Source organism: Streptomyces sp. NBC_01426 (assembly GCF_036231985.1).
Lineage (GTDB): Bacteria > Actinomycetota > Actinomycetes > Streptomycetales > Streptomycetaceae > Streptomyces.
On sequence record NZ_CP109502.1, the window covers coordinates 759803 to 786011 of the forward strand.

At 70.7% G+C, this 26209-nt stretch carries 26 protein-coding genes; 18 read left to right on the plus strand and 8 right to left on the minus strand.

Annotated features, from left to right (window positions below):
• The first annotated feature begins 23 nt into the window (after positions 1-23).
• From OG906_RS42200 to OG906_RS42215, 4 genes are all read left to right on the plus strand, one after another.
• Entirely contained in the window at positions 24-608 is a 585-nt protein-coding gene (locus OG906_RS42200) for a hypothetical protein (RefSeq protein WP_200728145.1), read from the plus strand.
• Between the two features lie 317 nt (positions 609-925).
• Positions 926-3001 (plus strand): hypothetical protein, encoded by a 2076-nt coding sequence (locus OG906_RS42205; protein WP_329448976.1) that lies wholly within the window; start codon positions 926-928, stop codon positions 2999-3001.
• Positions 3002-3036: 35 nt separating this feature from the next.
• Complete coding sequence (locus OG906_RS42210; RefSeq protein ID WP_212728859.1) at positions 3037-3516, plus strand: hypothetical protein; 480 nt, start codon at positions 3037-3039, stop codon at positions 3514-3516.
• 295 nt (positions 3517-3811) lie between these two features.
• Positions 3812-3955 (plus strand): hypothetical protein, encoded by a 144-nt coding sequence (locus OG906_RS42215; protein ID WP_249938724.1) that lies wholly within the window; start codon positions 3812-3814, stop codon positions 3953-3955.
• Between the two features lie 60 nt (positions 3956-4015).
• On the opposite strand, the gene OG906_RS42220 is transcribed toward OG906_RS42215, so the two are convergent.
• On the minus strand, positions 4016-4405 hold the full coding sequence (locus OG906_RS42220; RefSeq protein WP_212728861.1) for a hypothetical protein: 390 nt from the start codon (positions 4403-4405) through the stop codon (positions 4016-4018).
• A gap of 62 nt (positions 4406-4467) precedes the next feature.
• Positions 4468-5100, minus strand: a complete 633-nt coding sequence (locus OG906_RS42225) for a hypothetical protein (RefSeq protein WP_212728862.1) — start codon at positions 5098-5100, stop codon at positions 4468-4470.
• Between the two features lie 509 nt (positions 5101-5609).
• Here OG906_RS42225 and OG906_RS42230 point away from each other — a divergent pair.
• The 5 genes from OG906_RS42230 (at position 5610) to OG906_RS42250 (ending at position 11689) form a co-directional block, all read left to right on the plus strand.
• Positions 5610-9242, plus strand: a complete 3633-nt coding sequence (locus OG906_RS42230) for an SNF2-related protein (RefSeq protein WP_329449235.1) — start codon at positions 5610-5612, stop codon at positions 9240-9242.
• Entirely contained in the window at positions 9239-10453 is a 1215-nt protein-coding gene (locus tag OG906_RS42235; protein WP_212728863.1) for a hypothetical protein, read from the plus strand. The genes OG906_RS42230 and OG906_RS42235 overlap by 4 nt, the downstream gene beginning before the upstream one ends.
• 51 nt (positions 10454-10504) lie before the next feature.
• A complete protein-coding gene (locus OG906_RS42240; RefSeq protein ID WP_212728864.1) occupies positions 10505-10807 on the plus strand; it encodes a hypothetical protein in 303 nt (100 codons plus the stop codon).
• A gap of 38 nt (positions 10808-10845) precedes the next feature.
• Positions 10846-11013 (plus strand): hypothetical protein, encoded by a 168-nt coding sequence (locus tag OG906_RS42245; protein ID WP_212728865.1) that lies wholly within the window; start codon positions 10846-10848, stop codon positions 11011-11013.
• Between the two features lie 94 nt (positions 11014-11107).
• Positions 11108-11689, plus strand: a complete 582-nt coding sequence (locus tag OG906_RS42250) for a hypothetical protein (protein ID WP_329448974.1) — start codon at positions 11108-11110, stop codon at positions 11687-11689.
• A 93-nt stretch (positions 11690-11782) separates the two neighbouring features.
• Here the strand turns inward: OG906_RS42250 and OG906_RS42255 are convergent, their stop codons facing one another.
• The 3 genes from OG906_RS42255 to OG906_RS42265 form a co-directional block, all read right to left on the minus strand.
• Positions 11783-12148 (minus strand): hypothetical protein, encoded by a 366-nt coding sequence (locus OG906_RS42255; RefSeq protein ID WP_060880727.1) that lies wholly within the window; start codon positions 12146-12148, stop codon positions 11783-11785.
• Positions 12145-12408, minus strand: coding sequence for a hypothetical protein (locus tag OG906_RS42260; protein ID WP_212728867.1), 264 nt, complete (start codon positions 12406-12408; stop codon positions 12145-12147). Before OG906_RS42260 ends, OG906_RS42255 begins: the two co-directional genes overlap by 4 nt.
• 492 nt (positions 12409-12900) lie before the next feature.
• The gene (locus OG906_RS42265) at positions 12901-13350 is read right to left on the minus strand and encodes a hypothetical protein (RefSeq protein ID WP_212728868.1); all 450 of its coding nucleotides are present in this window, start codon (positions 13348-13350) and stop codon (positions 12901-12903) included.
• Between the two features lie 145 nt (positions 13351-13495).
• On the opposite strand from OG906_RS42265, the gene OG906_RS42270 reads away from it, so the two are divergent.
• The 4 genes from OG906_RS42270 (at position 13496) to OG906_RS42285 (ending at position 19315) form a co-directional block, all read left to right on the plus strand.
• Entirely contained in the window at positions 13496-14398 is a 903-nt protein-coding gene (locus tag OG906_RS42270; protein ID WP_212728869.1) for a hypothetical protein, read from the plus strand.
• A gap of 134 nt (positions 14399-14532) precedes the next feature.
• Positions 14533-16524: an ATP-dependent nuclease gene (locus OG906_RS42275; protein WP_212728870.1), complete on the plus strand. Its 1992-nt coding sequence runs from the start codon at positions 14533-14535 to the stop codon at positions 16522-16524.
• The gene (locus tag OG906_RS42280) at positions 16511-18379 is read left to right on the plus strand and encodes an ATP-dependent helicase (protein WP_212728871.1); all 1869 of its coding nucleotides are present in this window, start codon (positions 16511-16513) and stop codon (positions 18377-18379) included. Before OG906_RS42275 ends, OG906_RS42280 begins: the two co-directional genes overlap by 14 nt.
• Positions 18380-18436: 57 nt before the next feature.
• Entirely contained in the window at positions 18437-19315 is an 879-nt protein-coding gene (locus OG906_RS42285) for a M48 family metalloprotease (protein ID WP_329448973.1), read from the plus strand.
• A 255-nt stretch (positions 19316-19570) separates the two neighbouring features.
• Here the strand turns inward: OG906_RS42285 and OG906_RS42290 are convergent, their stop codons facing one another.
• From OG906_RS42290 to lexA, 3 genes are all read right to left on the minus strand, one after another.
• Positions 19571-20914, minus strand: a complete 1344-nt coding sequence (locus OG906_RS42290; RefSeq protein ID WP_329448972.1) for a hypothetical protein — start codon at positions 20912-20914, stop codon at positions 19571-19573.
• A gap of 71 nt (positions 20915-20985) precedes the next feature.
• A complete protein-coding gene (locus OG906_RS42295; RefSeq protein WP_212728874.1) occupies positions 20986-21306 on the minus strand; it encodes a hypothetical protein in 321 nt (106 codons plus the stop codon).
• A 64-nt stretch (positions 21307-21370) separates the two neighbouring features.
• Positions 21371-22072 carry a transcriptional repressor LexA gene (gene lexA, locus OG906_RS42300; RefSeq protein ID WP_212728875.1) on the minus strand — a complete coding sequence of 234 codons (702 nt, stop codon included), beginning with the start codon at positions 22070-22072 and terminating at the stop codon, positions 21371-21373.
• A gap of 150 nt (positions 22073-22222) precedes the next feature.
• Between lexA and OG906_RS42305 the strand changes: the two genes are divergently transcribed.
• From OG906_RS42305 to OG906_RS42325, 5 genes are all read left to right on the plus strand, one after another.
• On the plus strand, positions 22223-22999 hold the full coding sequence (locus OG906_RS42305; protein WP_329448971.1) for a winged helix-turn-helix domain-containing protein: 777 nt from the start codon (positions 22223-22225) through the stop codon (positions 22997-22999).
• 67 nt (positions 23000-23066) lie between these two features.
• Positions 23067-23408, plus strand: a complete 342-nt coding sequence (locus tag OG906_RS42310; protein WP_212728877.1) for a hypothetical protein — start codon at positions 23067-23069, stop codon at positions 23406-23408.
• A gap of 253 nt (positions 23409-23661) precedes the next feature.
• Entirely contained in the window at positions 23662-24669 is a 1008-nt protein-coding gene (locus OG906_RS42315) for a hypothetical protein (RefSeq protein ID WP_212728878.1), read from the plus strand.
• A 157-nt stretch (positions 24670-24826) separates the two neighbouring features.
• Positions 24827-25153 carry a WhiB family transcriptional regulator gene (locus OG906_RS42320; RefSeq protein WP_212728879.1) on the plus strand — a complete coding sequence of 109 codons (327 nt, stop codon included), beginning with the start codon at positions 24827-24829 and terminating at the stop codon, positions 25151-25153.
• A 106-nt stretch (positions 25154-25259) separates the two neighbouring features.
• Positions 25260-26186 (plus strand): immunity 49 family protein, encoded by a 927-nt coding sequence (locus OG906_RS42325; RefSeq protein ID WP_200726542.1) that lies wholly within the window; start codon positions 25260-25262, stop codon positions 26184-26186.
• The last annotated feature ends 23 nt before the right edge of the window (positions 26187-26209 follow it).

Consider the following 26209-nt stretch of genomic DNA (forward strand, 5'->3'; position numbering starts at 1 on the left):
GGTGAGGCGGATAGCGTGCGGGCATGACGATGAGGGGGAAGCGGCGGGTCCTGTACCGGCAGGGCACTGGGTTCTGGCGGATGACGGCGAAGTGGGTTGTGGTCTTCGGGGCCCTGTACCTGATGGACGGGGGCCTGGTCCGATCGTGGGGCGACGCTCTGGTCTGGCCGATGATCGGGATCCTGCTGTGGGTGCCGTTCGGGATCGGCGTCGTCTGGTATCCGAAGAAGGACCAGCGGATCACGCTGACGACGCGCGAACTGCGTGTGCGGCGCAAGCGGCTGGCGATGGAGCAGGTGAACCTGCTGCACGTGGCGCGACTGTGGCTCGAAGGGCGGTCGACTGCCGACGACCAGCCGGTGCTGGAGTGGATACGGTTCGACCGGGTGGTGTGGGTTCCGCTCCAAGACGGCCGGGCGTTCGGCGTGGAGTTTCGCGACCCCGCCGCCTTCGCCAAGGTTTTCGGCGCCTTCGCGGTCGAGGCGTGCGGCGGGCCGGAGGTCGTCCGTGCTCGAGCTGCAGCAGCCACCTACCCGGAGCCGCGCGCGATGCGGCCCCGCTCCGCCGACGACGGCTCCTGGCTGGACGTCCTCGACATCTTCAGCTGAGAGCCGGAGCTGCGCGGCATGGGCAGCGGTCCGTGAGAGGCGCGGAGAACTACACAGGGTCGGCGTTCTGGCCGACCCTGCCCGGGCTCTTCCGCGGTCAGGAGCGAGAGGCGACAACCCCCTGGACGGCGTACGCAATCGTCGGTGAGACGAAAGCAAGCCGGCAGCCTGCGATGGGACTCGCTCAACGCCCAGTGCGACGCACCCTTCGCCCAGCGTCCGAACGAGCTTGGAAACTCGTTTGCTCCGACTGTCACACCGCGCGTCGTCCGCACACCTGTAGCAGGTGACAGCGGACCTCACAGCGGGAGTTGCACGTGCCTGACACCCTCACCCCGTACATGCCCCGACAGCAGTGGGGCCTTCGCACGACCGACGCGGTCCTTGACCCGGTCGCCCTGCGCCAGATGGCCACGGGTGAGTCCGAGGAGACCGCCCGAGCCGAGCTCACGGACGCCCAGCACCTCATCTCGGCGCCCACCCCCGGACAGGCCCGAGGCGAGGCACGGGTCTTCCAGGCACTCATCACCGCCTACGGCCGCCACCGCCCCATACTCACCGGCGGCCCGTTCGGCATCCGCAGTCTCACCCCCCGCACCGACGAACTGGTGGTGAGGATCGCGCCCTCCCAGGTAGATCGGTGGATCGACGCCCTCGCCTACCGGCAGGGCGGGACCGGCGTCGCAGGACTGCGCTGGGCCAGCCGGCGAGACGGGATCATCCTGACCTTGCCCGGAACGAAGATGCTCCTCGCCGAAATCAGCGAGAGCGACTGGCGTGCTGCCCTCGGACGCCGGACCGCCGACCAGAGCAGCCTCATGCCGCACTGGATCCCCCAGCTCCCCGGCGAGGCCGAGCACACCGCCACCGAGGACGCCGAACTCGCCGGCGCCTGCGACCACCTCTGCGCCACCTTGCGCCGGATCCGGCTTGTCGACGCCCTCACCCGCGGGAGCGGTCACGTCCACCTGTTCACCACCCGCCACCACGGCGACCTCCACCTGATCGAGGCGTGCGAGGCCACCCCCACCGTCCTGCCGTTGTGGACCTCTCGGTCCCTGCCCCTGGCGCTGTGGCCCGCCGGCCCGATCCCCGCCCCGGGCCCGATGGACCCGCGCACTGCTGTGCTCGACCTCCTCACCGAGATCGAACCCGCCCACGCCCCCTCCAGCGCCGCCGACCACCGCGCCGCCCGCGCCCTGTGCCACCTCACCGGCCTGAGCACCGCCCCCGTCCTTGTCCAGGCCGCCGAGCACGTTCTCGACGTCGCCACCCACGTCCTCGCCGACCCCGCCCACGCCAGCGTCTACGCCTCCGGTGGCTGGGCAGGCAGCTGCCGCACGTATCCCCAAGGCACCGTCCACGGCACCGACCCCTGCCTCCCGCCCGGCGCCGAGAAAGTCACCGACCTCCCCGAGGACGCACTCCAGCGCCTCGGCAGGCACTTCTCCAGCCGATCCTCCGACACCTCGCGCGCCGACCTCGTCAACGCCGGCCAGGAAGAACTCGTCCACCTGCTCGACTGGGCGCTCGCCGCCGCGACCCGCCCCACCAGTCGTCTGGACTGGAACCCCAATGAGGCCGACGGCACGCTTCAGCACAGGCAGCAGCTGCCCGACCGCGACGGCACCCTGACCCTGACCGCCAGCACCACCGGCGTCTACCGCGTCAGCCTGGAAGCACTCGGCCTGAGCGACCTCGCCGACGAGGACGACACCATGGAATGGGAACGCGAGGCCGCCCCCTCGCAGAGCGCCGCCGTCCTGCTGGCCGAACACACCGCGATCGAGGCGGCGGTCTGCCTGCCCTTCCAGCGCGAGCACCGCAAGCAGCGCCTCCTGCTGCCCAGTACGGTGTCGGCCGCGGTCGAGCCCACGATCCGGTCCGTCATCGCCGGAGCCGATCACGTCCTGGGGTTCTTCACCCTCGCCAGCGTCCTCGGCCGCCTCCACGACCGCGTCGGCCTCACCCAGGGAGCAACCGACGGCCACTGGCGCACCGATCCTCACTCCGACACCCCGCGCGACTACCCGGCCACCCTCACCGCTCTCATCAGCGACTGGTTCGAGCTCCCCTCACCCCACCACGGCGAAGCCGCCAACACCGCCGCGGTCGACAGCCCCACCTACCTCCGCCACCTCGCCGCCCACCGCGCAGCGCTCGACCCGTTCGTCACCCGCTACCTCGCCGCAGCCGACAGCCTCACCGGCGCGCGCACTGTCGAAGAGCGCCACGTAGCCGGCTTCGCAGCCCTGCGCACCACCGACCTTTCCGCCCTGGCCTGCACGGAGGTCCGCCCCGTCCGCGAAGGACTCCTCCGCCTGATCAAGACGATGCCCCAGGACCCCGCCCACCTGACCGCCTGGTACGAACGCCACCTCGACCAGGTCTGATCCCCGTCGACCCTTGCAAGAAGGAGAGCCCCACGATGAGTGAGCAACTGCCCGACCTGGCCATGTTCATAGGCCCCCTGGGGCGCGGGAAGACGCCGCTGCCGGCTGACGCCGATGCTGGCCAGCTCGCGGCCGTGCTGAGGCGCGCCCTGCACACCGTCGAATGCCGCGAACTCGGGCCAGCCGCCGCCGAGCAGACGTTCGGACCGTTCGCAGACACCACGGAAGGCCGGATGACCGTGTTCATGGACGAGGACCAGCTTCGGGCCGACCATCGCGGCCACGAAGAGCTCCACCAACTGGCGCGAGCGGTCCGTGATCGAGGGCCGGCCGTGGACGTCGTCTTGGCGCCACTCAAGCCGTCCGTGCTGCTCCTGGACGAGATGACCCACGTCGTCGGCAAGAGCGCCGGGTCGGCCTCGGGCACCGGCAGGGCCGGGACAGGCCGGTTGTACGAGCTGCGGCCGGTCTTGCCGTACTCGGGCGCTGTCCGCGTGGCGGCGGGCGAGCGGTGAGAGCAGCGGGCCCCGGCGCGGCGGATCCGGAAGGCCGAGACAGCGAACGTGTGCCCGCGGCGCCGCTGAAGGGCGGAGTGCCGCCTTGCAGCCGATCAGCAGCGAAGAGAGCCTGACCTGCAGGCACGGCCCAGGGAAATCCTCTCGGACCGTAGATTCGAATCTGGGTACGCTTTCGCAGCCGGCCCATGTGCCGGCCTTGGAGCGGGTAGGGCCCGCGACGCATCAGGGGGAGCAGATGACCACCACGAAGACATCAGGCACGGCAGCACCCGCGTCCGCTCACACTTCGGGCATGCCCGTCGCCTTGTTCAGCGACGAGGCATCCGCCGTGATGACGCCCGTGCCCGGCTCGGGCCAGCGCCTGCCGCGGCCGTTGGACACCCTGAAATGGCAGGCGCCCCCTGCACTGGAAGGCATCGACGACGACTCGCAGTGACCACAACGCGAGGGTGGCCCGGTGCCGTGGATCTCCACGACACCGAGCCACGAAGGCCGGTCACTCGGCCCGGGTGCTCCAGCCGAAGAAGAGCCAGCTCGGCTCGGGTCCGGCGGCATCGAGCAGCAGCGCTCCGGCGCCGCCCAGCCGGACGCACGGGGCGTCATCCTCGATCAGGCGGTCGGCCAGCCACTCGGCATCGTCTTCGTTCAGGGGTTCTCCGTCGGAGGGCGACGATGGGTCGTGGGAGGCGTTGAAGTAGCCCGCCGCGACGGCGTGCAGCGCGGCGCGTTCGCGTACGACGGTGACGCGGTCCACCTTCGTCAGGTCCGCGCGGGGCGAGAACAGGTCGACCGGGAGTTCTCGGTCTGCGGCGGCGTAGAGGGCGAAGGCGTTCTCGGGCGTGGCGCCGCTCGCGATGAAGCGGAACAGCATGGGGAACGGGTGCATGGCACTCCTTGGGTGGGGCCCGGCCGCCGGGAGGGTTGTCCCGCGGCCGGGACGGGTGATGATCAGGCGGGCCGACCGGGAATGACCTGTTCGCCGTTGCGCATGGCGTGCATGATGCGGGCCAGTGCGACGGAGACGGTTCCTTCCGGCCCCGCCGCGTCGTCCCGCCCACCGGCGACCCGTACGTCCGCCTCTCCACCCCGCTGACGCTTCACGTGGAAGGTGCGCTGGTTGAGATCGACGGCGTGCACGAGCCGGACTTCCCGCCGGTTGGGCAGCAGATGGTTCACCCGCATGCCCGTCTGCCGGAGCCGCTCCACCGCCGGGGGCAGCGGGACGGTCGTGTCGCGCATCCAGCCCTCAAACATGAACCCGACCGCGCAGACGGGCGCCTGAGCCGCGTCGGCGGGCAGGAGAAGGTCCGGGACGGGCGGCAGCGAGCTGCTCAACCCACTCAAGGCATCAGCGGGGTTGACGCCGCCGGGGTTCCAGATGGCCTCGGGATACAGAGCCGTCTCCACCCGATCGCCGGGCAGCAGCCGCAGCGTGAAGAGGCGGGAGGGACGGTTCCACCCCTCCTGTTCACCGCACTGGGCCTCGATCGCCACGATGGCGGCGGCGATGGTGTTGGCGTGTGGATCGTCCGCCGAAACGAGGGGAGCGGAGAACGTGAAGTCGCGGGGCTTCCTGGACATGGCAAACGCGCCTTTCCGTGCAGCCGTAGCCGAGTACGGCCGCGCTGATGCGGTGGAGGAGGAAGGGAAAGAAGCCGGAGAGCCCGGCTCGATACGACCAAAGTACATCCTGAAATATGAATACGCAACACACGTTTGGCCTTGACCGCCTCCTCGGACGGTGACGGACGAGGCTGCCTGGCGTGTGTATGGCACCGAGCTGACGCACCCGCAGGTGACAATGGGGGCGGTCTCGACGGCGTCCGGTTACTGGGGGAGTGCTCTTTGTCCATCGACCGCCTGCAGCCCATCAGCCCCGCAGCGCTGGCCGCTCGTACGTCCGGACCCGGCATCCCCGCCTCACGCACCGCACCCCGTGCCGACGGCACCTCCTCGATGAGTACCGACGCCTTCCGCGCAGCACTGAAGCGCGGCATCGCGCGCGATGCCGCGCCAACCGTGCCGCGGCGGCGGCCGCCGAAGCGGCGCGCCGGCTCACTCAGGGCCGCCTGGAGGTATCCGACCTGCGGGTGCTGCTCCTGGAGACCCCCGGCTCGGAGGTCTGGGCGGCGGTTCGCCGTGCAGCGCTCACCACGGTCACCGCCAGCCCGGAACTGGCGCCGAGCATCATCTCCATGCACGCTCAGCTGCTCCGGCTGCCGGCGGCGACCGTCCGCGAGGGCCAGGACGCCGGGAGCCAGGACGGCTTTCACGCGCAGGCCACGCTCACGGTCGACGACCAGCAGATCAGCGGCAGCATTCAGTGCTCCCGCACCCGCAAGGGCGCCCGGCAGCAGGCCATGACCACGCTCATCGCGGCGATCGCCGGCCTTCCCGACCCGCTCGCCGACCGTGCCGTAGAGGCATGGGGCGCATCTGCCAGCCCCGCCGTCCCGCCGCCAGCCCCGGCACCTCGCGCCGGCTCGGCACCCGCTGCGGGCCGCAGCCCCATCTCGGTCCTTCACGAGTTCGCCCAGGCCGGGCACACCACGACACCCGACTTCCGGGTCACGGGGGCCGCTTCCGCCTTCACCGCCACAGTCACCGCCGTCCACCGCGGGCAGAAACTCGCCGCGACGGGAGAGGGAACGAGCAAACAGAGCGCCCGCGCGGCCGCGGCCAGCAGCCTCCTGGAAATGCTTCAGCAAGCACTGGCCGCCGACGTCCCCCCAGCTCCCGCGCCCGAGCCTCCCACCCCGTCCAACGCCCCGGCGCTGCTTCCACCGCTCGGCCTCGCCCGTACACAGGAGCCACCCCCCGCCGTTCCCGCCAGCGCAGCCGAGTTGTTCCGCGCGCACCACGTCCTCGAGCAGGCCCTGGCCGACGGCGTGGCGCTCACCCTGCTGCCCGCCCGCCACCCCGCCCACAGCACCTGGATGATCTTCCGGCCCGACGGCGTACCGCTCCCCGACCTCGAACTACTGCCGGCGCCCCTTCAGCCGGTCACCCGCGACCTCGTCCTGGCCGGGACCGGTGGCATCATGCCGCGCCGCGCCACCGTGACCGGCATGGCCGTCCCGCTCCGACTCGCCCTCCCCCTGATCCTCGATCCCCGCCAGGGAGAGCACGCCTCGGTCACCGGATGGCGCCACCCTCTGCGCCTGGCCCTCACGTGCGTGGCGCAGCAGCGCGTCCACCCCGCCCTGACCGACCAAGGCCAGGGCTGCTGGCGCATCGGCCCGATCACCGAAGCCCTGCACACCGCCGTCACCGACGTCGCCGCGCTGATGGCCCCCGAAGGACACTGCCTCCTCGCCGGTACCAACCCCATCCGCGTCCCGTCCCCCGAACACGCGGTGTGGCCCCTGCTCGACGCCGTCGCCGACACCATGCTCCGCACCCCCGGCACCCCCACCCTCCTGGGATCCGGCCCCCACACCGGGCCCGCCGGCCAGGACGCCGAGGCGACACCCGAGTTGTGGAGGTGGGCGGACGCGATCGAGGACACCGTCGATCCCCACCCCACCCCGCGCCTGGTGCTGCGCATCAAGGAACCCGACACCGCGGGCACCGTCCCGTCCGCACCTGCCGTCCTGCACCTCGCCGCCCCCGACCAGCAGGACACCGTTGCAGCGATCACTGTCTGGGACGGGGCTCAGCACACCCGGGCCGAGCTCACCCCCGCCGCCCTGCCCGCTGTACGCCGCGCGCTGCGCCGGGCCGCCCGCCACTACCCGCCCCTGGCGCACCTCGCCGCCCAGGAACGCCCCCACCGCATCTCCCTGACCGCCCCAGACCTGGCCCGCCTCCACGACCACGCCACCGCCCCGCTCGCCGAGTCCGGCATCACCGTGCAGTGGCCCCCCACCCTCCTCGGCGCCCTCACCGCCACCGCCGTCATCGGCACCCACGACCCCGGCGACGAGGACGAGTCCCCGACGGGTGGCGGATACCTCGCACTGGAACGCCTGGTGGACTGCCGCTGGCACATCAACCTCGACGGTGACCCGCTGACCGAGCAGGAGATGACCGCGCTGGCCGACGCCGCGTGGCCGCTGATCCAACTGCGAGGCCGCTGGCTCCTGGTCGACGCCGACACCGCTCGCCGCGCCCGCGCCCGAGACCTCGCGCCCCTGCCATCCCTCGACGCGCTGACCGCGGCCCTGTCCGGCACCCTCACCCTCAATGGCGAAGCCCTCGAAGCCCGGCCCGCCGGCGCCCTGGCCACCCTGGTCGGCACGCTGCGCGGCGCCCCCGACGAGACCCGGGCCGTGCCCCCGCCGGCCGCCCTGAAAGCGACGCTGCGCCACTACCAGCAGCGCGCCCTGACCTGGCTCGCGAACATGGTCGACCTGGGCTTCGGCACGCTGCTCGCGGACGACATGGGCCTCGGCAAGACCCTGACGACCATCGCCCTGCACCTGAACCGCATCGAGACCACCCGCGCCGCCGGCCCGACGCTAGTGGTCTGCCCGGCCTCCCTGATCGCGAACTGGGAGCGCGAGATCACCCGCTTCGCGCCCTCCACCACGGTCGTGCGCTACCACGGCGCCGGCCGGACCCTCGACCGTGACGCCCTCGACCCCAACACAGTCGTCATCACCACCTACGGCACCGTCCGCCGTGACACCACCTCCCTCGCCGCCGCCGAGTGGGGACTGGTCATCGCGGACGAGGCCCAGCACATCAAGAACCCCACCTCGGCCACTGCCAAGGCACTGCGCACCGTGCCCGCCCGCGGCCGGATCGCGGTCACCGGCACCCCGGTGGAGAACAACATCACCGAGCTGTGGGCCATCCTCGACTGGACCAACCCCTCCCTCTTCGGCACCCGCAAAGCCTTCCGCACCCGCTACGGCGCCGTGGAGAAGGACTCCGCCTCACCGGCCGCCGCGCAACTCGCCCGGCTCGTCGGCCCGTTCATGCTGCGACGGCGCAAGACGGACCCCGGCATCGCCCCCGAACTGCCCGGCAAAGTGCACCACCACCGCATCGTCGCCCTCACCGAAGAACAGATCGGCCTGTACGAGGCATCCGTCCGCGACACCATGGACAAGATCGCCACCAGCACCGGAATCCAGCGCCGCGGCCTCGTCCTCAAACTGCTCCAGGCCCTGCGCCAGATCTGCAACACCCCCAGCCTCTACCTCAAGGAGCCGCTGGAGGACGCCGACCCGGCGGGCCTCGCCTGCCGCTCGGGCAAGCTGGCGGCCCTGGACGACCTCATGCCCACCCTGGCCGAGCGCGGCGAAGCGTCTCTGATCTTCACGGGATACGTGCAGATGGGCCGCATCCTTGAGCACCACCTCCGGGCCCGCGGCCGCTCGGTGCGTTTCCTCCACGGCGGAACGCCCCCGGCCCGCCGCCAGGACCTCGTCGACGCCTTCCAGAACGACCCGGACCCGGCCCCGGTCTTCGTGCTGTCGGTCAAGGCGGCCGGCACCGGACTCACCCTCACCCGGGCCGAGCACGTCGTCCACTACGACCGGCCCTGGAACCCCGCCGTCGAGGACCAGGCGACCGACCGCGCCCACCGCATCGGCCAGCACCGCACCGTCCAGGTCCACCACCTGATCACCGAGGGCACCGTGGAAGACCACATCAACGAACTCCTCGCCCGCAAACGCGCCCTGACCGAGGCGGTCCTCACCTCCGGCGAGAGCGCCCTCGCCGACCTCGACGACACCGAACTCAACGCGCTCGTGGCCCTGGCCGCCCGATGACCGGCTCCGGCAACACCCGCAACATGGCCCCCCTCGTGGCCGCCTGGAAGCAGGCATTCCACCTGGCGACCAACGGCTCCGGCTCCTACGGCAAGGGCCTCAACCTCCACCGCAACGGCGGCGTCGCGCAGATCCACGCGCAACCCGGGCGCCTGGCCGCCGCCGTCACCGCGAAGAAGGCCACCCACCAAGCCGTCCTGTTCCTGCCCGAACTGACCGACACTCAGTGGGACACCCTCGCCGGCCGCCTCGCCGGCAACGCCCAAGCCGTCGCCGACCTCCTGGCCAACCGGGTCCCTGCGGCCATCGCCGACCCCGGCCATGCCGGCGGCATCGCCATCGTCCCGGCAGCCGAAGAGATCACCTTCGCCTGCTCCTGCCCCACCGGCCACGCCGGCCGCGTGTGCGACCACAGCGGCGCCCTCGGCCACGCCGTCACCGACCGCCTCGCCGTCACGGCCTCCATCCTGCTCGGCGCCCGCGGCATGTCCGCCCGCAGCCTCGCCGTCCTCGTCCGTGACCTCATCGCCGAAACCGACCCCGGCACCCTCCCGGCAGACGACGACGGAACCGTCCGCGCCGACCAGCTCTACTCCCTGGCAGCCCACCGGCCACCGCACTCCCCGCCCGACCTCGACCTCGATCCCATCGTCCCGGTCACCACCGACCTCGACGACCCGCCCCTCCCCGGGCCCCGCGCCCAAGACCTGGCCTGGATGACCCAGGACGCCGCCGATCGCGCCCGAGCGCTCCTGACAGCCATCCCGGACCCACCCCACGACGACCTCGCCGACACAGTTCGAATCCTCGCCAGCCCTCACGGCATCGACCGGCTACCCGCCGCCGCCGACGCCACTGGCCTCAGCGAAACCACGCTGCGCGCGATGATGATCGGCTACCGCCACGGCGGCCCGGCCGGCGCCCATGCCACCCTCGCCGCAGCCACGGTCCCGCCGAGCACCCTGGAACAGGCTGCAGAGGCCCTCCGCGCCTCCCGCGCCTTCGCCTTCGGCATCATCGACATCGCCGACGGAGCGATCACCGACTCGACCGCAGGCGTCCAGATCCGGCCCGGTCTCGACGGTCGGTGGCACCCCTTCACGCTCAGGCGAGCCGATGAGTGGCGTCCCGCCCCCGGAGCCTGCGACGATCCCGCCGAAGCATTCCGCGCGGCGCGGCGCGCCCGCGCCGCACGACCGCTCAGCCGGTAGACCGACCCACAGCCGACCAGGTCACCCACTCCGGAAGGAAAGATCCGCCGCATGCTTTTGGACCTGCAGACCGGCGTACGCGCCTACCAGTTCGTCGTGGACCGGCTCGACGACCGGCGCCGCGAGCAGTACCCCGAGGGGCGCCAGGCGTATGAGGACGACTGGACAGCCGCCCACGATCTGGAGAAGTCCTACGCCGAGGCCGTACACGCCCAGGACCGTGACACGGCCGAGCACCTGCTCCAGAAGCTCATGAGCTTGGCCGCTCCGTGGCGAAACCATCCGCACCACCCGGACAACGACACCGAGGGCGGGCGCCAGACCGACGGCACCGTGCCGGGCGGCCGGCCATGAGGCGGCAGTGGGTCCTTCCATGCGGCATGATCGCCGCCATGGTGGTGCTCACGCCCACCGTGCTCGACACCCGCAGCACGCCATGGACCATGGGATGGGTCGCCATCCTCCTCGGCGCCCTCGCCGTGCAGATGCTGCTCATGCTGGTGGACCATCTCGCCCCCGATACAGACAGCCCCAAGCACGACGACGTCCCGGAAGCCTGAACCGTCCTGCTCAGCCGCGACAGGGGTGAAGGCGAGCGGGACGCTCGCAGCCACCGCTGTCGGAGCCGGGGCCTACAGTCCGCATGTGCGTGACATGACAGCTGTGAGTGCAGAGGCCGCCTGGCTGCTCCTGGTCGGTCTGGCGTTGGTCGGTGCGATGGTGACCCTCGCCGACGGACGCCTACGTTGGTATCCGACAGGTCTGCTGCAGTGGTGCATGGTCATCGCCTTGGCACAGGGGCCGTACGGAATGCTTCTGGCCAGCGGTTTGATCCCGCAGGCCCAGACCCCGGCCATCCGCATCGTGATGCTGCCGACGTGGATCGCTGGCGTCGGGTTCGCGGTCTGGAAGGGCAGACGAGCCGTGCTCGGCAGATGGGCGGATCAAGAACTCGTCCGCATCCTGGGCAAACTCAACGTGCTGACCCGGATCACCGCGCTGCACCGCCGCGCCGAGGGCGCGGATGTCAGGCAGCTTCCGTTGCAGGAGGCCCGGACCGCGCTGGGCCGACGCCGCGGCCGTGTGGCCTTGCTGTCCTTCGAAAAGGTGCTTGAACTGATGGAGGCGGAGCACCGATCCACCGAGGAGTGGTCCGAGCTCCGCTCCCCGATCCGCGCGCTGGTCACGAACTTCGTCGGCAGACCACAGACCGACCAGGCGCCCCCTGGCGCGTGACCGATCTTGCGCGATGCGTCGATCGCAAGAACTCCGGTCCATGACCAAACGCGTGTTGATGGCCGGGCGACGCTCGCCCACGGCCATGCCCGATCAGCTTGTCCAGGTCTTGATCTGAGCGGCGACCTCTCGCACCGGGAGCCCGTCCCGGGCGGCGCGGGCCAAGGGAATCACGGTGTCCAGCCCAGGGCTGACCGGGAGGCCGCATGCCGACAGGTAGGCCGCCGTCACCGTGGCCGCGAACAAGAGGTTGCGTACCTCAAGGCTGGGGTTCCTCGCCAGTTCACACAGCAGCGCGGCGGCTTTGTGGTGGGGCTCGGGATAGACCTCGTGGTCCAGGACCTCCGCGCGATGACGTGCTTCAGCTGCTACTGGCACGCCGTAGTCGACGACCTGGGGGTCACCCGGGATCTGCTGCGCCACAGCCAAGATCCAGGCGAGATCGATGCGGAGATTCACGCGGCGTCCCTCGGCGCGCTCTCCATCAGCCCCTCCGGGAGGCCGGGGTAGCGGTCCTCGCCGACCTCCGCCTCGAACGTGTCCGCATACTGGGCCAGGAACGTCGCGGCGCCGGCCATGAAGGCGGCACGGGACTGGTTCACATCGGCCTCGATCAAGTCGGCAACGTAGCCCTGCAGGCTCAGTCCGCGGCGCTTGGCCCGGTCCTCGGCGGCCGCCTTGACGGCGTCGTCCAGCCGGATATTCGTCTGCTTTCCCATACACACCACTGTAGCTAGGTGCTGGTACCAGCGGCTAGCAGAACGGGCGAACGGAAACTGCTGCCAACCGCCGCGCCGCCCTACCGGCCGCGCCCCCAAGGCCACCACCGGGTACGCGCCTGCATACGGCCAGCGTCGATGGGCGCAGACTCGCGCGGCGCCGCGGTGTGGTCAGGCGGCAGGCCGAGCTTGTGCGGGTGAACGCAGGCCGGCCTCCCGTCGAGGGTGTACCGATGTCCGTCAGCCGGGTCGAAGGGGGCCTCGCGACACGGCCGATCGAAGACGACGAAGACCGTACGCGGGAACCGAAGGGCGGGGCAGATCCCACAGAGGCGATGGTCCGAGGCGGGATCAACATGGGGAAGGCTGCCATCCATGCCCGCACACGGTAGCGGGGCGGCCAAGGTGCGGCCGCCACACTGGGCGCCGTCGTCAGCCGACGTAGGGAGCCGGGGATCGAAGTTCCGGTACAGCCGGTGCGGCGTCCGGTTCTCAGGACGGGACTGGGTCCTCCATGGGTTCGGGGATCGCGGCCCACACTGGCGAGGTGAAGCCGGTCATGTCGGGCGCGAACTTCGCCAGGGTGGGAAGGAACCGGTCCGGCTTGCCATCGACGCCGTGGATGACCCGTACGGGCCTGCGTGTGATGTTGGCGAGGTCCTGCGCCTGGTCCATCACGGCCGTGACCGCCTGGGGGAACCGGCTGCCGGCCGGGACAACGACCGGGCCTGTGCACTCGGGTCCGGCGCGTCCCACCATCACGCGGGCCTGCCAGCCGATGGGCTCGCGTCGGTAGTCGACCATGACCCGCAGAAGCCACGCCTGGGCCTCTCCTTCGGTGAGGCCGTCGATCCCGTCCACGCCGTGCAACTGCGCCAGCCGCTCCTCGCTCGGGCCGGGTACAGCCGCGACCTGCGCCATCCACTCCTTGAAGTCCGTCATGGCCTGTCAACGAGGCAGTCGACACCAGGTCGCCCCGGATGTCGCCCATTCGGGAAGGGGCAGGAAGGGGCCTGGCATCTTGCGTTCTGTGCGGCGATCGTTGAAAGGGACGCCATGGCGTCCCTTTCGCCGTCGGGAGGTGACCATGCCCAATCGGCGCTCACGCGGATACCAGCCGTGCTGGAAGCCCCAGGCGTCCTCGCTGGAACTGCTCGCGGCCGTGGACCGGGTCCTGAACCGATACACGGACCACCTGCCCCTCACGATCAGGCAGGTCTGGTACTCGCTGATCTCCGACGGGGTACTGGCCAAGGAGTCCCGTACCTACAAGCGGCTGATCGAGGTGATCGGGATGGGCCGCCGGTCGGGCCGAATCCCCTGGGAAGCGCTCCGCGACGACACCGAATTGAAAGCGGAACCCGTCTTCTACGCCGGCCCCGACGACTTCCATGCCGCGCTGCGGCAGGCTGCGGACGGCTACCGGCTGGACCGGCAGACAGGCCAGCCGATCCGGCTGGAGGTGTGGTCGGAGACAGCGGGGATGGTCAACCAGCTCCGCGCTGTGGCCGACCCGTACGGAGTGCCTGTGTACTCGGGCAGCGGGTTCAGCGGCCTGCCGGCGAAACGGACCGCGGCGCTGCGCATGGCCGCCGATCCCCGGCCCGTGAGGGTGTTCGTCGTATCGGACTGGGATCCGAGCGGGGTGCACCTGTTCTCCGCGCTCGCGGAGGACGTCGCGGCGTTCGCCACCGTGGACGCCCCCGGTTCGGAAGTCGTCTTCGAGCGCCTGGCAGTCACCGAGCAGCAGATCGAGGAACACCGGCTGCCGACCGCCCCCACGAAAACCACCGACAACCGCTCCTTCACCGGCAGCTCCACCACCCAGGCTGAGGCCCTGCCGCCCGACGTCCTCGCCTCCGTCGTACGCGATGCGATCACCTCCCGCCGTGATCCGCTGATCCTCGCGGAACTCCTGAACCGAGAGGAACGCGAACGCCGCGCCCTGCTCGCCGACCTGAACATCCACGCCGACCCCGGGCCCGACTAGCGACTCGACCGGCACAGCCGCAGAGATCGCACCGGCGGGGCCGGCAGACCACCGGACGCTGAGAAAGGGCCCACCGGCGTGGACGGTCCTGGAATGATGAATCACCACATCGCACCAGATCGCCAAGGGGATCAATGGGCCTGCACATTTCGCGGATCGAGATACGCAACTTCCGCAACTTCCGGCACCTGGTCATCGACGACTTCCCCGCCCACGCCGTAGTCGTCGGCGAGAACGGCGTCGGCAAGTCGAACCTGCTGGAAGCGATCCGCCTGGTCCTCGACCCGTCCATCTCCGACGCACGGCGCATGCTGCGCGAGGAAGACATCTGGGAAGGACACCCCGCGGGCCTGGCCGGCGGAGCCGAAGTGACCATCGTGGTCGAACTCCGAGGCTTCGACGACGACGCCGACGCCAAGAGCATTCTGTCCAGCGCCGCGGTGGACTTCGACCCCTACGTAGCCCGGCTGACCTACCGCTTCGCCCCGCGGACGGAGGTGGCAACGGCCGATGGCTCCCGCGTGCAGCCGACCGGCCGGCCGCTGACCGCGAAGGACTACGACGTCGTCGTCTTCGCCGGCGACCGCGAGACCAACGACGTGCGCGCCATCCGCCGCGAAGTTGCCCTGCGCGTCCTGCCGGCCCTGCGAGACGCCGAGGCAGACCTGCACAACTGGCGCCGCAGCCCTATGAGGGACCTCCTCGAACGGCTCCCCCTTGACCCGGTCAACCTGGAAGCCACCGCCTCGGCCATGGCCACGGCAGTCGACCAGCTCACCAAGGACGACAACGTCGCCAAGCTGGAAGGACACCTGACGGACCGGCTCGGCGCGATGTTCGGGCCGCGCCTGGCGGTCCAACCCACCCTGGGGTTCGCCTCCTCCAAGCCGGACGAACTGATCCGCGCCGTACGCCTCTTCTTCGACACGGCACGCCGCAGAAGCATCTCCGACACCAGCCTGGGCAGCGCCAACGTCATCTACCTCGGCCTGCTGCTCGAAGCCCTCAGCCAGCAGCGAGACGACGAGGAATTCATCGCCACCCTCGTCGCCGTGGAGGAGCCCGAAGCCCACCTCCACGTCACCCTCCAGCGGCACCTCTTCGGGTACCTGCTGCGCAGCGGACCGTCGCTCGTCCTCACCACCCACAGTCCGCACATCGCCGCCGTCGCCCCGGTCCGCTCCTTCATCGTGCTGCGCGCAACGGAGAACGGCACTACCGGTGCCACAACGTCCGCCCTCCCCGTCACCAGCGAGCAGGCCGCGGACCTGGAGCGCTACCTCGACGTCAGCCGCGCCGAGGTCCTCTTCGCCTCCGCCGTCGTCCTGGTCGAAGGACTGGCCGAGCTGTACATCCTCCCCGCCCTGGCCGAAGCCGCCGGCTTCGACCTCGACGCCTACGGCACCGTGGTGGCCAGCGTCCACGGCACCGACTTCAAGCCCTACCGGGCACTCCTCGGCCCGAAGGGCCTCGACACCCCCCACGTGGTCATCACCGACGGAGACGCCGCCCGCGACAAGCGCGGCCGACGGGAAGCCGGCCTCAAGCGAGGCGCGAACCTCCACCCCGACGAAGCCCGCGGCAAGGCGCTCCGCGACCAGATTGCCCGCCTGCCGGAAACCGGCGCGGCCGACTACCAAACGACCCGCGATCCCCTCGCCTCAGAACTCCAGGACCACGGCGTCTACGTCGGCGCCCAGACCCTGGAGACCGACCTGTGCTCCATGTTCGGCGAGGAGATCATCCAAGCCTTCAAGGAGCTGAACGGCAACGCCACCGCGATCGACGACGTGAGCCGCGGGGTCGCCAACGAGCTGAACACGACGATCGACCCCGAGCTGCGGAAGAAGATGCTCAAGCGCATCGGCGACCTCGGCAAGGGCCGCTTCGCCCAGCGCCTCGCCGCGCACATCGCCCAGGTCGACCTGGACGCCCGGATCCGGTCCGAAGCCAACATCACGGACGACCTTGTCCCCCTGGACGAGCACGCCCTGCGCCGCCTGGGCACGGCGTCCTACCTCTTCCTGGCCATGGAACGCATCAGCCGCGCGGCCCGCGGAACCTCACTACTCACCGGCCACACGGCGCCACAGGCCAACGGGCAGGGCAGCGATGCAGGTCAGTGACACCCTGCTCGCAGAGCTCGACAGTCTGCACCCCAGGCAGCGGACCGCCGTTCTCCACGACGGCAACGTCGTACTGCGGGCCGGGCCCGGAAGCGGGAAGACACGCACCCTCGTCGCCCGGATCGCCTACGTGCTCCAGACGCAGATCTCGGCCTTCCGCGGCGTGGCCTGCATCACCTACACCAACGCGGCGGCCGAGGAGATCCGCCGCCGCGTCCTGCGCAGCGGCGTGCGCGCCGAAGGGCGGATCACCTGCTCCACCGTGCACGCCTTTTGCCTGAACGAGATCCTCCGCGCCTTCGCACACCTGACCGGGCAGTCGGCACCTCAAGCAGGACAGGTCCTCAACAAGGCGGCCACCGAAGCGCTTCTGCAGCGGTGCTTCGACCAGGCCGGCATCGGCGAGGTCCTCGCCCAGCACCGCATGCCCCAGAGCACCCGGATTCGCCGGGCCCTGGCCTGCAACGAGGACCTGGACAGCTTCGACCCGCGGGAAGTCCAGGCGGCACGCCTCTACGAGGAACAGCTCATCCTCAGAGGCGAGATCGACTTCGAGGCCATGGTCACCCGGGCCGTGCACATCGTCAGGGAGCACGCACATGTCCGCGACCTCCTGCGCTCCCGCTTTCCCCACCTCGTCGTCGACGAGTACCAGGACCTCGGCGGAGTCCTCCACGAACTCGTGCTCGCGCTGCGCGACCTGGCCGGCATCACCGTCTTCGCCGTCGGGGACACCGACCAGTCTGTCTACGGATTCACCGGAGCCGACGCCAAGTACCTGACCGAGCTGGCAGGCCGAGCGGACTTCCGCGATCTCGAACTCGAGGTCAACTACCGCAGCGGCCAGGACATCATCACCGCCGCCGAAGCCGCCCTCGGCCTTTCCCGAGGCCGCCTCGCCCGCGAAGGGGCACCCCCAGGCGACGTCAACCTCGAACAGGTCGAGGGAGGGCTCGCGGACCACGCCCGAGTGACCTGCGACCTGGTCGAACAGGCGCAGAACAAGGGCATCAGCCCCGAGCGGATCGCCATCCTCTACCCCGCTCGCGGTCGCCTGCTCGACGAAGTCCGCAGCGAGCTCACCCGACGCGAGCTGGACTTCCGGCACGAAGGTGACGACAAGCTCCCCGCCGGCAGCCTTTCCCGCTTCGTCCAGCGGTGCGCCAGCCGCGCCGTCACCAACTACCAGATCCACACCGCATCCGGCGCCGATCGCGCCGACATGCTGCGCCGTACGCAGGCGCCGTCACTTGCCTCCCTGGCCCGCGCCTTCACCACGCTGCGTACCGAGGCCCAGCTCGCCCCGTCCCCCTCGCGGCTCTTCGTGCCCAGGGCTCTGCAACTGTGCCTCGACCCCGAGGAGCTCTACCCAGCCGAAGCCCCTGCCCTCGCCTGGCTGGAGCAGCTGCGCGCCGGCTTGGCTCTTGACGAGATAGCCGCGGGACACCCCGACCAGGACAACACGAGCAGCCTCGACCGCATGGCCGACCTGTGCAGGTCCAAGGACTTTCTGCTGCAGGACCTCGCGCGCGGCGAGGAAGTCATCGGGAAGGTACTGCTCGCCACCTACCACGCAGCCAAGGGCCGAGAGTTCGACACCGTGATCCTGCCGGGCCTCCTCCAGGGCATCATTCCGCGTGATGTCCCGAGCGGGAAGCAGTGGCGGAAACCCACGGAGACGGAGCTCGCGGAGCAGAGGCGCACCTTCTACGTCGCCCTCACCCGTGCCGAGTCGACCGTGACCATGATCGTCGGCCCCGGGTACGAGACCAGGAACGGATACTGGATGTCGTTGGGGCCCTCAGCCTTCGTGATCGAGATGGCGCGGCGGCTCTTCCCCGACGAACAGACCTGACCAGGCGGCCGTCCCCGGCCCCGTCCGACGCTCCGGCATCCGACTACGGTGATCACCATGACACTGGGGGAGATGCTGCAACGCCACGCCGGGCAGGCCATGGTGGCGACGGCGATCATCAGCGAGGCCGTCATGACACAGCTGCGCGGACCGGCGGCCGGCATCGCCGTCGGCGTGGCGGCGGCGGCCGGCGGACTGTGGGCGGTGCAGGGCCGCGCCCGGCAGAAGTCGGCGATCGCCATGGGGCCGTCAGCCCAGGCGTTGACCTGGCAGGCCCACGCAAGCCGCAAGCCCGACCCGTCCGACAGCGACACGTACCGCCACATCGCCACCCGGATGCGGCAGACCACCGAGCACGTACGCCGCACCACTGCCGAGCGCGGACTGAAGAAGGTCACCCTGGCCACTTCCAGCGAGACCGGCAGCTGGGCCGACGCCCGCTCCACCGGCCACGGCCGCCGAGGCCACGTGTGGCTCGGCATGCGGTGGCTCCACCCCCGACACACCAACCACCTCCCCGCGGTCCTGGAGCACGAACTCGCCCACCTCCAGCGCCGCGACACCGGCAAGCGCATCGCCGCCGAGTCCGCCGCCGTCGCGGTGGCCGGCCTGGCCGCGGGCCTGCTGCCCCTGCCCGCCTTCGCCCTGACCGCAGCCGCCGCCTGGGCGCTGAACACCCTGTTCTTCTGGTGGGGCGAACTCGCCTGCGACCTCGCAGCCGCCCGCGTCTGCGGCCGGACCGCCGTAGCCGACATGTGGCGCGAGGACCTCGAACGTGACCGCGCCCGCGCCGTACTGCCCCGGATCTGGGTGACGGTGCGGGGCCTGCGCACGCACCCGCCACTGCGCCTGCGGATCCTGTGCGCCGAACACGTCCCGTTGCCCGACGCACGCGGGCAGGCCGTGCACCCACTGCACACGCCGGCCGCCAGTTGATCCGACCTCCTCGCCCACTGCTTCCCGTCCACGAACCCGCGCTGCGCGCCGACGCGTGATGGGATTCCCCGATATGTGCGATAAGCGGCCGGTTGGCGCGGTACTTTGTCGAGCAGTCCCCCTGGACGCCGCGTCCCCCCGTGCGCTGCGTCCGGGGGTGTACTCCGCCGGTTCAGGCGTGATCAGCCGCCCTCCGGCCGCGGCAACCCGCTCTCGCGACCGTCTGGCGCGACCGGCTCTCTCTTTCACATGAGATCACCGGCTCGCAGCGCCGGGGTTCGGGATCCGGTAGACCGGGGTGGCGGGTGCGAGGGGGAGGTCGGCGCGGACCCGCGCGCGGAGGAAGAACCGGCGCTCACGAGTGAACGTGACGCCCTCGACCGCACCGTCCTTGTAGACCGGCCCGACGAGCCGCCCGTCACTGTCGCGGATCCCGATCCGCACTCCGGGCTTCCAGTGCGCCCGCCGCCACGTGCCGACGACGAGCGGCCCCCGCGAGCCGGTTGGCGCCGTGCGCTGCTCGGGCGGTCCCTCGGGCGGAGGGGTGAAGTCCAGGACACGGACCCCATGGAAGCCGCCAGCCCGCCCGGCCTCGCTCGTGGCGATCCTGCCCAAGGAGCTGCGCGACGTGGGGCGCGGACCGGGGTCCGGCAGAGCGGGCGGCTGCGTCCATCGGGCGAACGCCAACTGCGCGGCATACCCGTACAGCACGCGGCCGCCGCCGTGGTCGCCGTACGCGGTCGGCTGCAGCACCTGGCATCGCTTCCCCGTCGCGTCGAGGGAGGAGATGAGCAGGAACCCGGACGTCGTGTCCAGCCGGCCATCGGGCTGGGAGGCGAGCAGGCCGCCGAGGATGACTGGCTCCAGTCCCACGCACACGCCGTCCTCGATCAGCGCGGCGAGCTCGTCGTCGTCGGCTTGGGCCGCGCGCAGGGGGACGGCGTCGTGCGTGATGAGGGACCAGGGGGCCGGCAGTCGCAGAGCGTCCCGGGTCGGTTCGTCCAGCGGGGCGGTGGTGACCACGTCCAGGGCGAGCGGGGCGGGGACCATGTGCACGGCGGCCAGGTAGGCGGCGGTGCCGGTCAGGGCGCGCAGCCACCGCACGGCTCGCTCCTGTTGCACGGTGTAGGTGCTGGTGCGGAAATCCTGCTCGTCCAGCAGACCGGACCGCAGCGCGCCGACGTCCGCGGGCACCAGGCCGGACAGGTCCGAGGGCAGGCGGCGATGGATTTGGGCGAAGCGCCGCTCGAGCTCCCACTGCTCCCGCTGGGTCGCCAGTGCGGCCGCGGCGACGTCGATGATGACGTCGTCCGGCCCGCACAGCGCGAGGACTGCCTTGGACTCGTGAGGAGCCAGCTCCCAGTCGATGGCGTGCTCGTTCGCGAGTCGTTGTGCCTCTCCGCACTCGGCGACCACTCGCTTCCATAGCACCGCCAGCTGCTCGTCCCAGGATCCCGATCTGCCGGGCCCAGCGCCGGGACCGAGAAGGAACTCCTTCCAGGCGCCCGAGGTCAGGGCGGTGAAGGTGAGGCCGCTGTCACGCGTAGCCGGGGCGGCCGGTTGCGCGAAGGCCGTGTCGAGGAGGTTCCGAACGCTCATGCCCTGGTCAACGATAGTGCTCGGTTCGAAGGCACTCATGTCCGCGCCTTGCGGTGGCCGCCTGGGGTTGGTCACTCCTCGGCTTGCTGCTGGGCCTCTTCGAGGGCACGCAGCGCGGCCTGACGAGTCTGCTCGATACGGGCAGGATCCCGCGGCGTTTGGTCCTCTTCGGCTCCCGCGCCGCCGTCAGCCGCCGCCATCATGGCGTCGAGGGCCTTGCGCCGCGCGGCCGCACTCAGTGGCGGCCGCCGGCCGCGCAGCGCCCCGATCGTCATCAGCGTCAGCACGTCGTCGCTCGTGGTGGGCCGCATGCGGCCTTCGAGAAGTTCGTCCAGCCGCCAGCTGTCCGCGATCTCTTCCCACGTCACGTCCGGCGTTGCTTCCTCGCTCATGCGTTTCCCCACCCCAAAACGAACGTCACCGCTTCCGGTCTGCCGAAATCCCCGACCGGCGTGCTCACACGCTGCGCATGACCGCCACGACCTTGCCGAGGATGGACGCCGCGTCGCCGCAGATGGGCTCGAAGGCGTCGTTCTCCGGCATGAGCCACACCCTCGGGCCCTCCCGCTTGAGTCGCTTGACCGTCGCCTCGCCGTCGATCATGGCGGCGACGATCTCGCCGTTCTCGGCGTCCGGCTGCACCCTGACGGCGACTGTGTCGCCGTCCATGATGTGCGCCTTGATCATCGACTCGCCGCTGACCGTGAGCGCGAACACCTGCCCGCTGCCGACGAGTTGCCTCGGCAGCGCGAGCACATCCTCGACCTGCTCGTCGGCGGTGATGGGAACGCCGGCGGCGATGCGGCCGACGAGGGGGGTGTGGACTACCGAGGAGTCGGACACCGCGCCTTCGGGGCCCGTCTCCACGGCGGGGCCGCCCTCGGGGCTGGCTGTCGTGGTGGGGACGTAGGCGCGAGGACGCTTCGGGTCCTGTCGCAGGACGCCCTTCTTCACCAGAGCGCCGATCTGATGCGCGACGGACGAGGTGCTGGAGAGCCCGGCGGCCTGGCCCAGCTCCCGCATCGACGGCGGGTATCCGCGGTCCCTGATGCTGGACCGGATGGCGTCGACGATCCTGTGCTGCCGGTCGGTCAGTCCGTCCTCCCGGGTCACGATGCCCGGAGGGCGCCCGACGTACCGAGACGTTGTGGCCTCCATGATGTCCCCCTTCGTGCTCTTACAGGTACGAACCGTAACCCGAGATTCCGGGAAAGGGCACAGGTATTCGACCTGTCTTCCCTGGCCAGGCGGCCGCGGGGGCCAGCCCAGAGCCCGGAGCGGAGAGTGGTGCTGCGTACGGTTACGCCCATGACATTGCCGCTGGAAGACGATTCGAGGCCGCCCTATCTCCAGGCGGCCGAGGTGCTGCGCGCCGGGATCCAGACCGGGGAGTACGCCCGCGGGAGCCGACTGCCGTCGGCGCGGGTACTTCAGGCGCGGTTCGGAGTCTCCAGCTCGACGGTGCAAAACGCGCTGCGGGTCTTGAAGCAGGAAGGCATCGTCTACTCCGTGCTCGGGCGGGGCAGCTACGTCAGCACCACACACCCCGGCCTCCCGCCGGCGCCCCGGACGGAGTCCTCCCCCGTCGCCAACGACGTGATCGACGAGGAACACGACCCCAGACCCCCCTACGTCCGTACGGCAGACCTGCTCAGGGAGGAGATTCGGTCCGGCAGCTTCGAACCGGGCGGGCGGCTTCCCTCCGCGCGCGAACTCCAAGACCGCTTCGGGATCGCCAACTCGACCGCACAGAACGCGGTGCGCGTGCTCAAACGCGAGGGCCTGGTCTACGCGGTCAAGGGCAAGGGCGTGTTCATCCGCCGCTCCGCACGGCAGGACGCGCCCCACCCGGGTGAGACGGACCATTCAGCACAGCCTGGCTTTCACGCGCGACCGCGAACCGATGAAGAACTCGCCGCAGACCTGGCCGCCGCCGAGCAACGTCTCGCGCGCGCCGCCGACGCCTACACCGCGGCTGGTGCCCAGCTCGACGCCCTCACCCGCGAGGCCCTGCGCCGCGGCATGCCCATGCCGACCGCAGCGCGACCGGGTTCGCAACCCCTCTCACCCCGCGTCGGGGTCTGACCCGAGAGCAGCCGATTCGCGGTTCCTGCCCCGATGGGGCCCCTGACGGAGAACGATGGGGATCGTGATGCACGGGGAAGGAACCACGCCGCCGCTCGACCGCACCGACTGCCTCATGGCCTTGGAGGCTGCCCTCCGGTGGTGGGGAGCCGATGTGCCGGAGGACCCAGGAGCGGGTGAGCTGGCACAGCTGCTGGACGAGATCGTAGAACGCCTGAGCGGGGGGCGGAGTACCGAGCAGGCGCGATCGGCCGCCGAGCTCCTGGCCCAGGCGGCTGAGGCACTGAGGGCGGCGGCCCGGCTCGGCGGCCTCCTTCCGGCGATCTCGTTGTGGCACCTCAGGACCGCGCTCCGACAAGAAGCCGTCGCCCGCGGCCAACTCGCCGAGCTGGCCGCGTCCCCCCTGTAACCCGCACCCCGCACCCCGCACCCCGCACCGGCGAACGGCGTGGCGCCCCCATCGAGCCGGGCCCGACGACTACAGTCGCGCCGTGCGGCATCGGTCTGCTGCTCCTCACGCGAACCTCGGCCCGCTGGTTCAAGGCGTAGGCGAAGAAGCACGGCTTCGATCAGCTGCACCCCACCGACCGCAACACCGCACACCAGTGCCTGTTCCTCACGCTCCGCGGGCCGACGGAGCTGAGCGAAAGGTGCCTGAAGCCATGTCGGCCACCCAGACCAGCAGTCGAGCCCGGACCTACGCCCTTTACACCGGCGCCCCCCGCCAAGCCGCCTGTGACGCCGTTACCGCCCTGCAGCCCGGCGCGCCCCTCATCCCGGCACCGGCCCAGCAGGCACAACTGCTCCTCGAATCCGAGGTGTTCTACTGGGTCCTCAACTCCCAGAGGCACTTCTTCGAGTACCCCTTCGGCATCCGCTACGTGCAGCCCACCCCGCACAGCATCAAGCTCCACCTGGAAAGCGACGAAAGCCTCGACAGCCTGATGGGCGGGCTGCTGCCCTCCCGTGCACCGATGCGCACCGGACGAGACGAAATCTACGGACTCAACGGCGTCCGGATCTGCGCACGCACCGATCGCGGCATCGAGCTCCGCCGACTCGGGCAGCCGACCAGCATCCAGCTCACCGGCCCCTCACGCCGCGCCTTCCAGAAGGCCGAGGCAGCCCTCGCCCGGCAGATCCAGAGCAACGGCGGAGAAGCCTGCTGGCTGGCCGGCGACACCTGGACCCCCTACGAGAAGCAGTGGGACGACGAACGACAGCCGATCGCCTACGAGTCCACATGGCGCGACGCGGCTTGGCTGCCCAGCGGACTGCTGCGCCGCCTCGGACTCCTTCACACGGTCGCCGTCCCCCAGGTCGTCACCGGGCACGAGGCGAGGCTGGGGGAGTGGTGGATCCTGCACCTCGAACACGACTCCGACACCGGCCTGCGCCGCGCCGAGCTGGTCCAGGCCCTGACCGACCCGCACCACGGTCTGCCGCTGGAGCTGTGCGGCCACCGCGACCTGACGCCCGGAGAAAGCCTCGGGCTGGTCCTCTTGAAGTCCCCGGATCGCACCGCCGCCCTCCAACTGCGTTACGGCCGGATCGACTACCCGATCAAGGAGAATCGCGCGCAGATGTTCGCGGCGATCCGGCAGCGCACCAGCGCTCTGACGGGCGAAGCCTCATTGCCGCCCATGCCCGGTTGCTCGGGCACCGGTTGAGCCGAGCCCCGCGCCGGCGATTCGTCAAGGCCGCCGTCACTCAAAGGGATTGCCGCAACCGGGCGAGGTCCCACGACCCGCGTGCTTGCCGTACGGTTTCCGGACTGCGCCTGCCGGGGGGAACGGCAGGCCGGACCGGGGAGGGGACGGCGTCCAGATGGTCGGGGATGAACAGGAGACCTGGGGCGAACACGCGATCTGCCGAACCGCAGATCCGGACGAACTCTTCGTCGACGGCGCGGCCCAGAACCGGGCCAAGGCTCTGTGCACCGGCTGCCCGGTGCGCACCGAGTGCCTCGCCCATGCCCTCGACAAACGCATCGAGCACGGCGTCTGGGGAGGCATGACCGAGCGTGAACGGCGCTCCCTCCTGCGACGCCGGCCGCTGGTCACCTCCTGGCGCCGCCTGCTCGAAGCGGCCCGATCAGAACACGAGCGCATCGTCCGGTCCGACGACCAGCAGCCCTGGAACGCCACGGGGTGATCACCCCCGCTCGCACAAGGCCTTCGGAGCCCGCGTCACCGGAATGCGGTCGCCGGACGGAAAGCGCGAGAACGGCGCTGTCGGTGGCGCCTGACAGGATTCACCGATGGAGATCAGCAACGCGCCACGCCACCCCGTGAACCAGCAGCGCCTCGACCAGGCCCTCGGCGACAAGACGGACCGTGTCCAGGAGCGTTTCGAGGACGTCTATCAGCGTGGCTTTCCGATGCGCGTGATGCTCGAGGAACTCGGCCACGAGCTGCTCGACCACGTCGCAGCGCGCACCATCCAGGACCCCGACCTCGACGACGAGCGCACTCGCCTCGCCCTGGTCACCGCTGCTGAATGCCGCCTGGGCGTGCTGGACCGGGGCTGCTTTCCCCACGGCGACTGGGCGATCCCCTTGCCTTTGACCGGGACGCGTCTGACCAGCGAGGAGCTGGACTATGACGAGATGCACGACGCGACCGACACGGTCACCGCCCGCACATGGGTCGACGCCTTCGATATCTGCGTCTCCAGCGGTCTGGTGCGGGACTGGGAACGGGTGATCGGTCTGCTCCTGCGCAACGACTTCGCGCCCGCACTGCGCAACAGCCTGCCCCACGCCGGCCGGGACTCCGTCTCCGATTCGGCCGACCTCGCGCAAATGGACGCCCTGTGCGGCTACCTGACCCCGGCCCGCGGTCACCTGCCCCGAGACTGGCCACAGGTGACGCTGACCAAGCCATCGACGGACGAGCGACTGGACGCGGCCCTCGCCTTGGACGCGGCCCACGCCGTGAGTCCCGACCAGCGCCTGCTGCGCGTCCTGCTCCGCGACGATCAGAGCGCCTTCGAGCGGGCCTTGGACGAACGACTGGCGCAGCACCGTGTCGGCGTCGGTGAGAATCCCGCGCCCGGGAGTCTGCTTCCCTTTGGCGCGATCGCCTTGGCCGCACTCGCCGTGCAGGCGCATGGCTGGGACCTGCGGACCAGGTCCGCCTACCTTCCGACCTCGCTGCTGAAGCCGCCTACCCCTGTCGGCTCCTGACCCGGCAGAACCGTCGTCGCCGG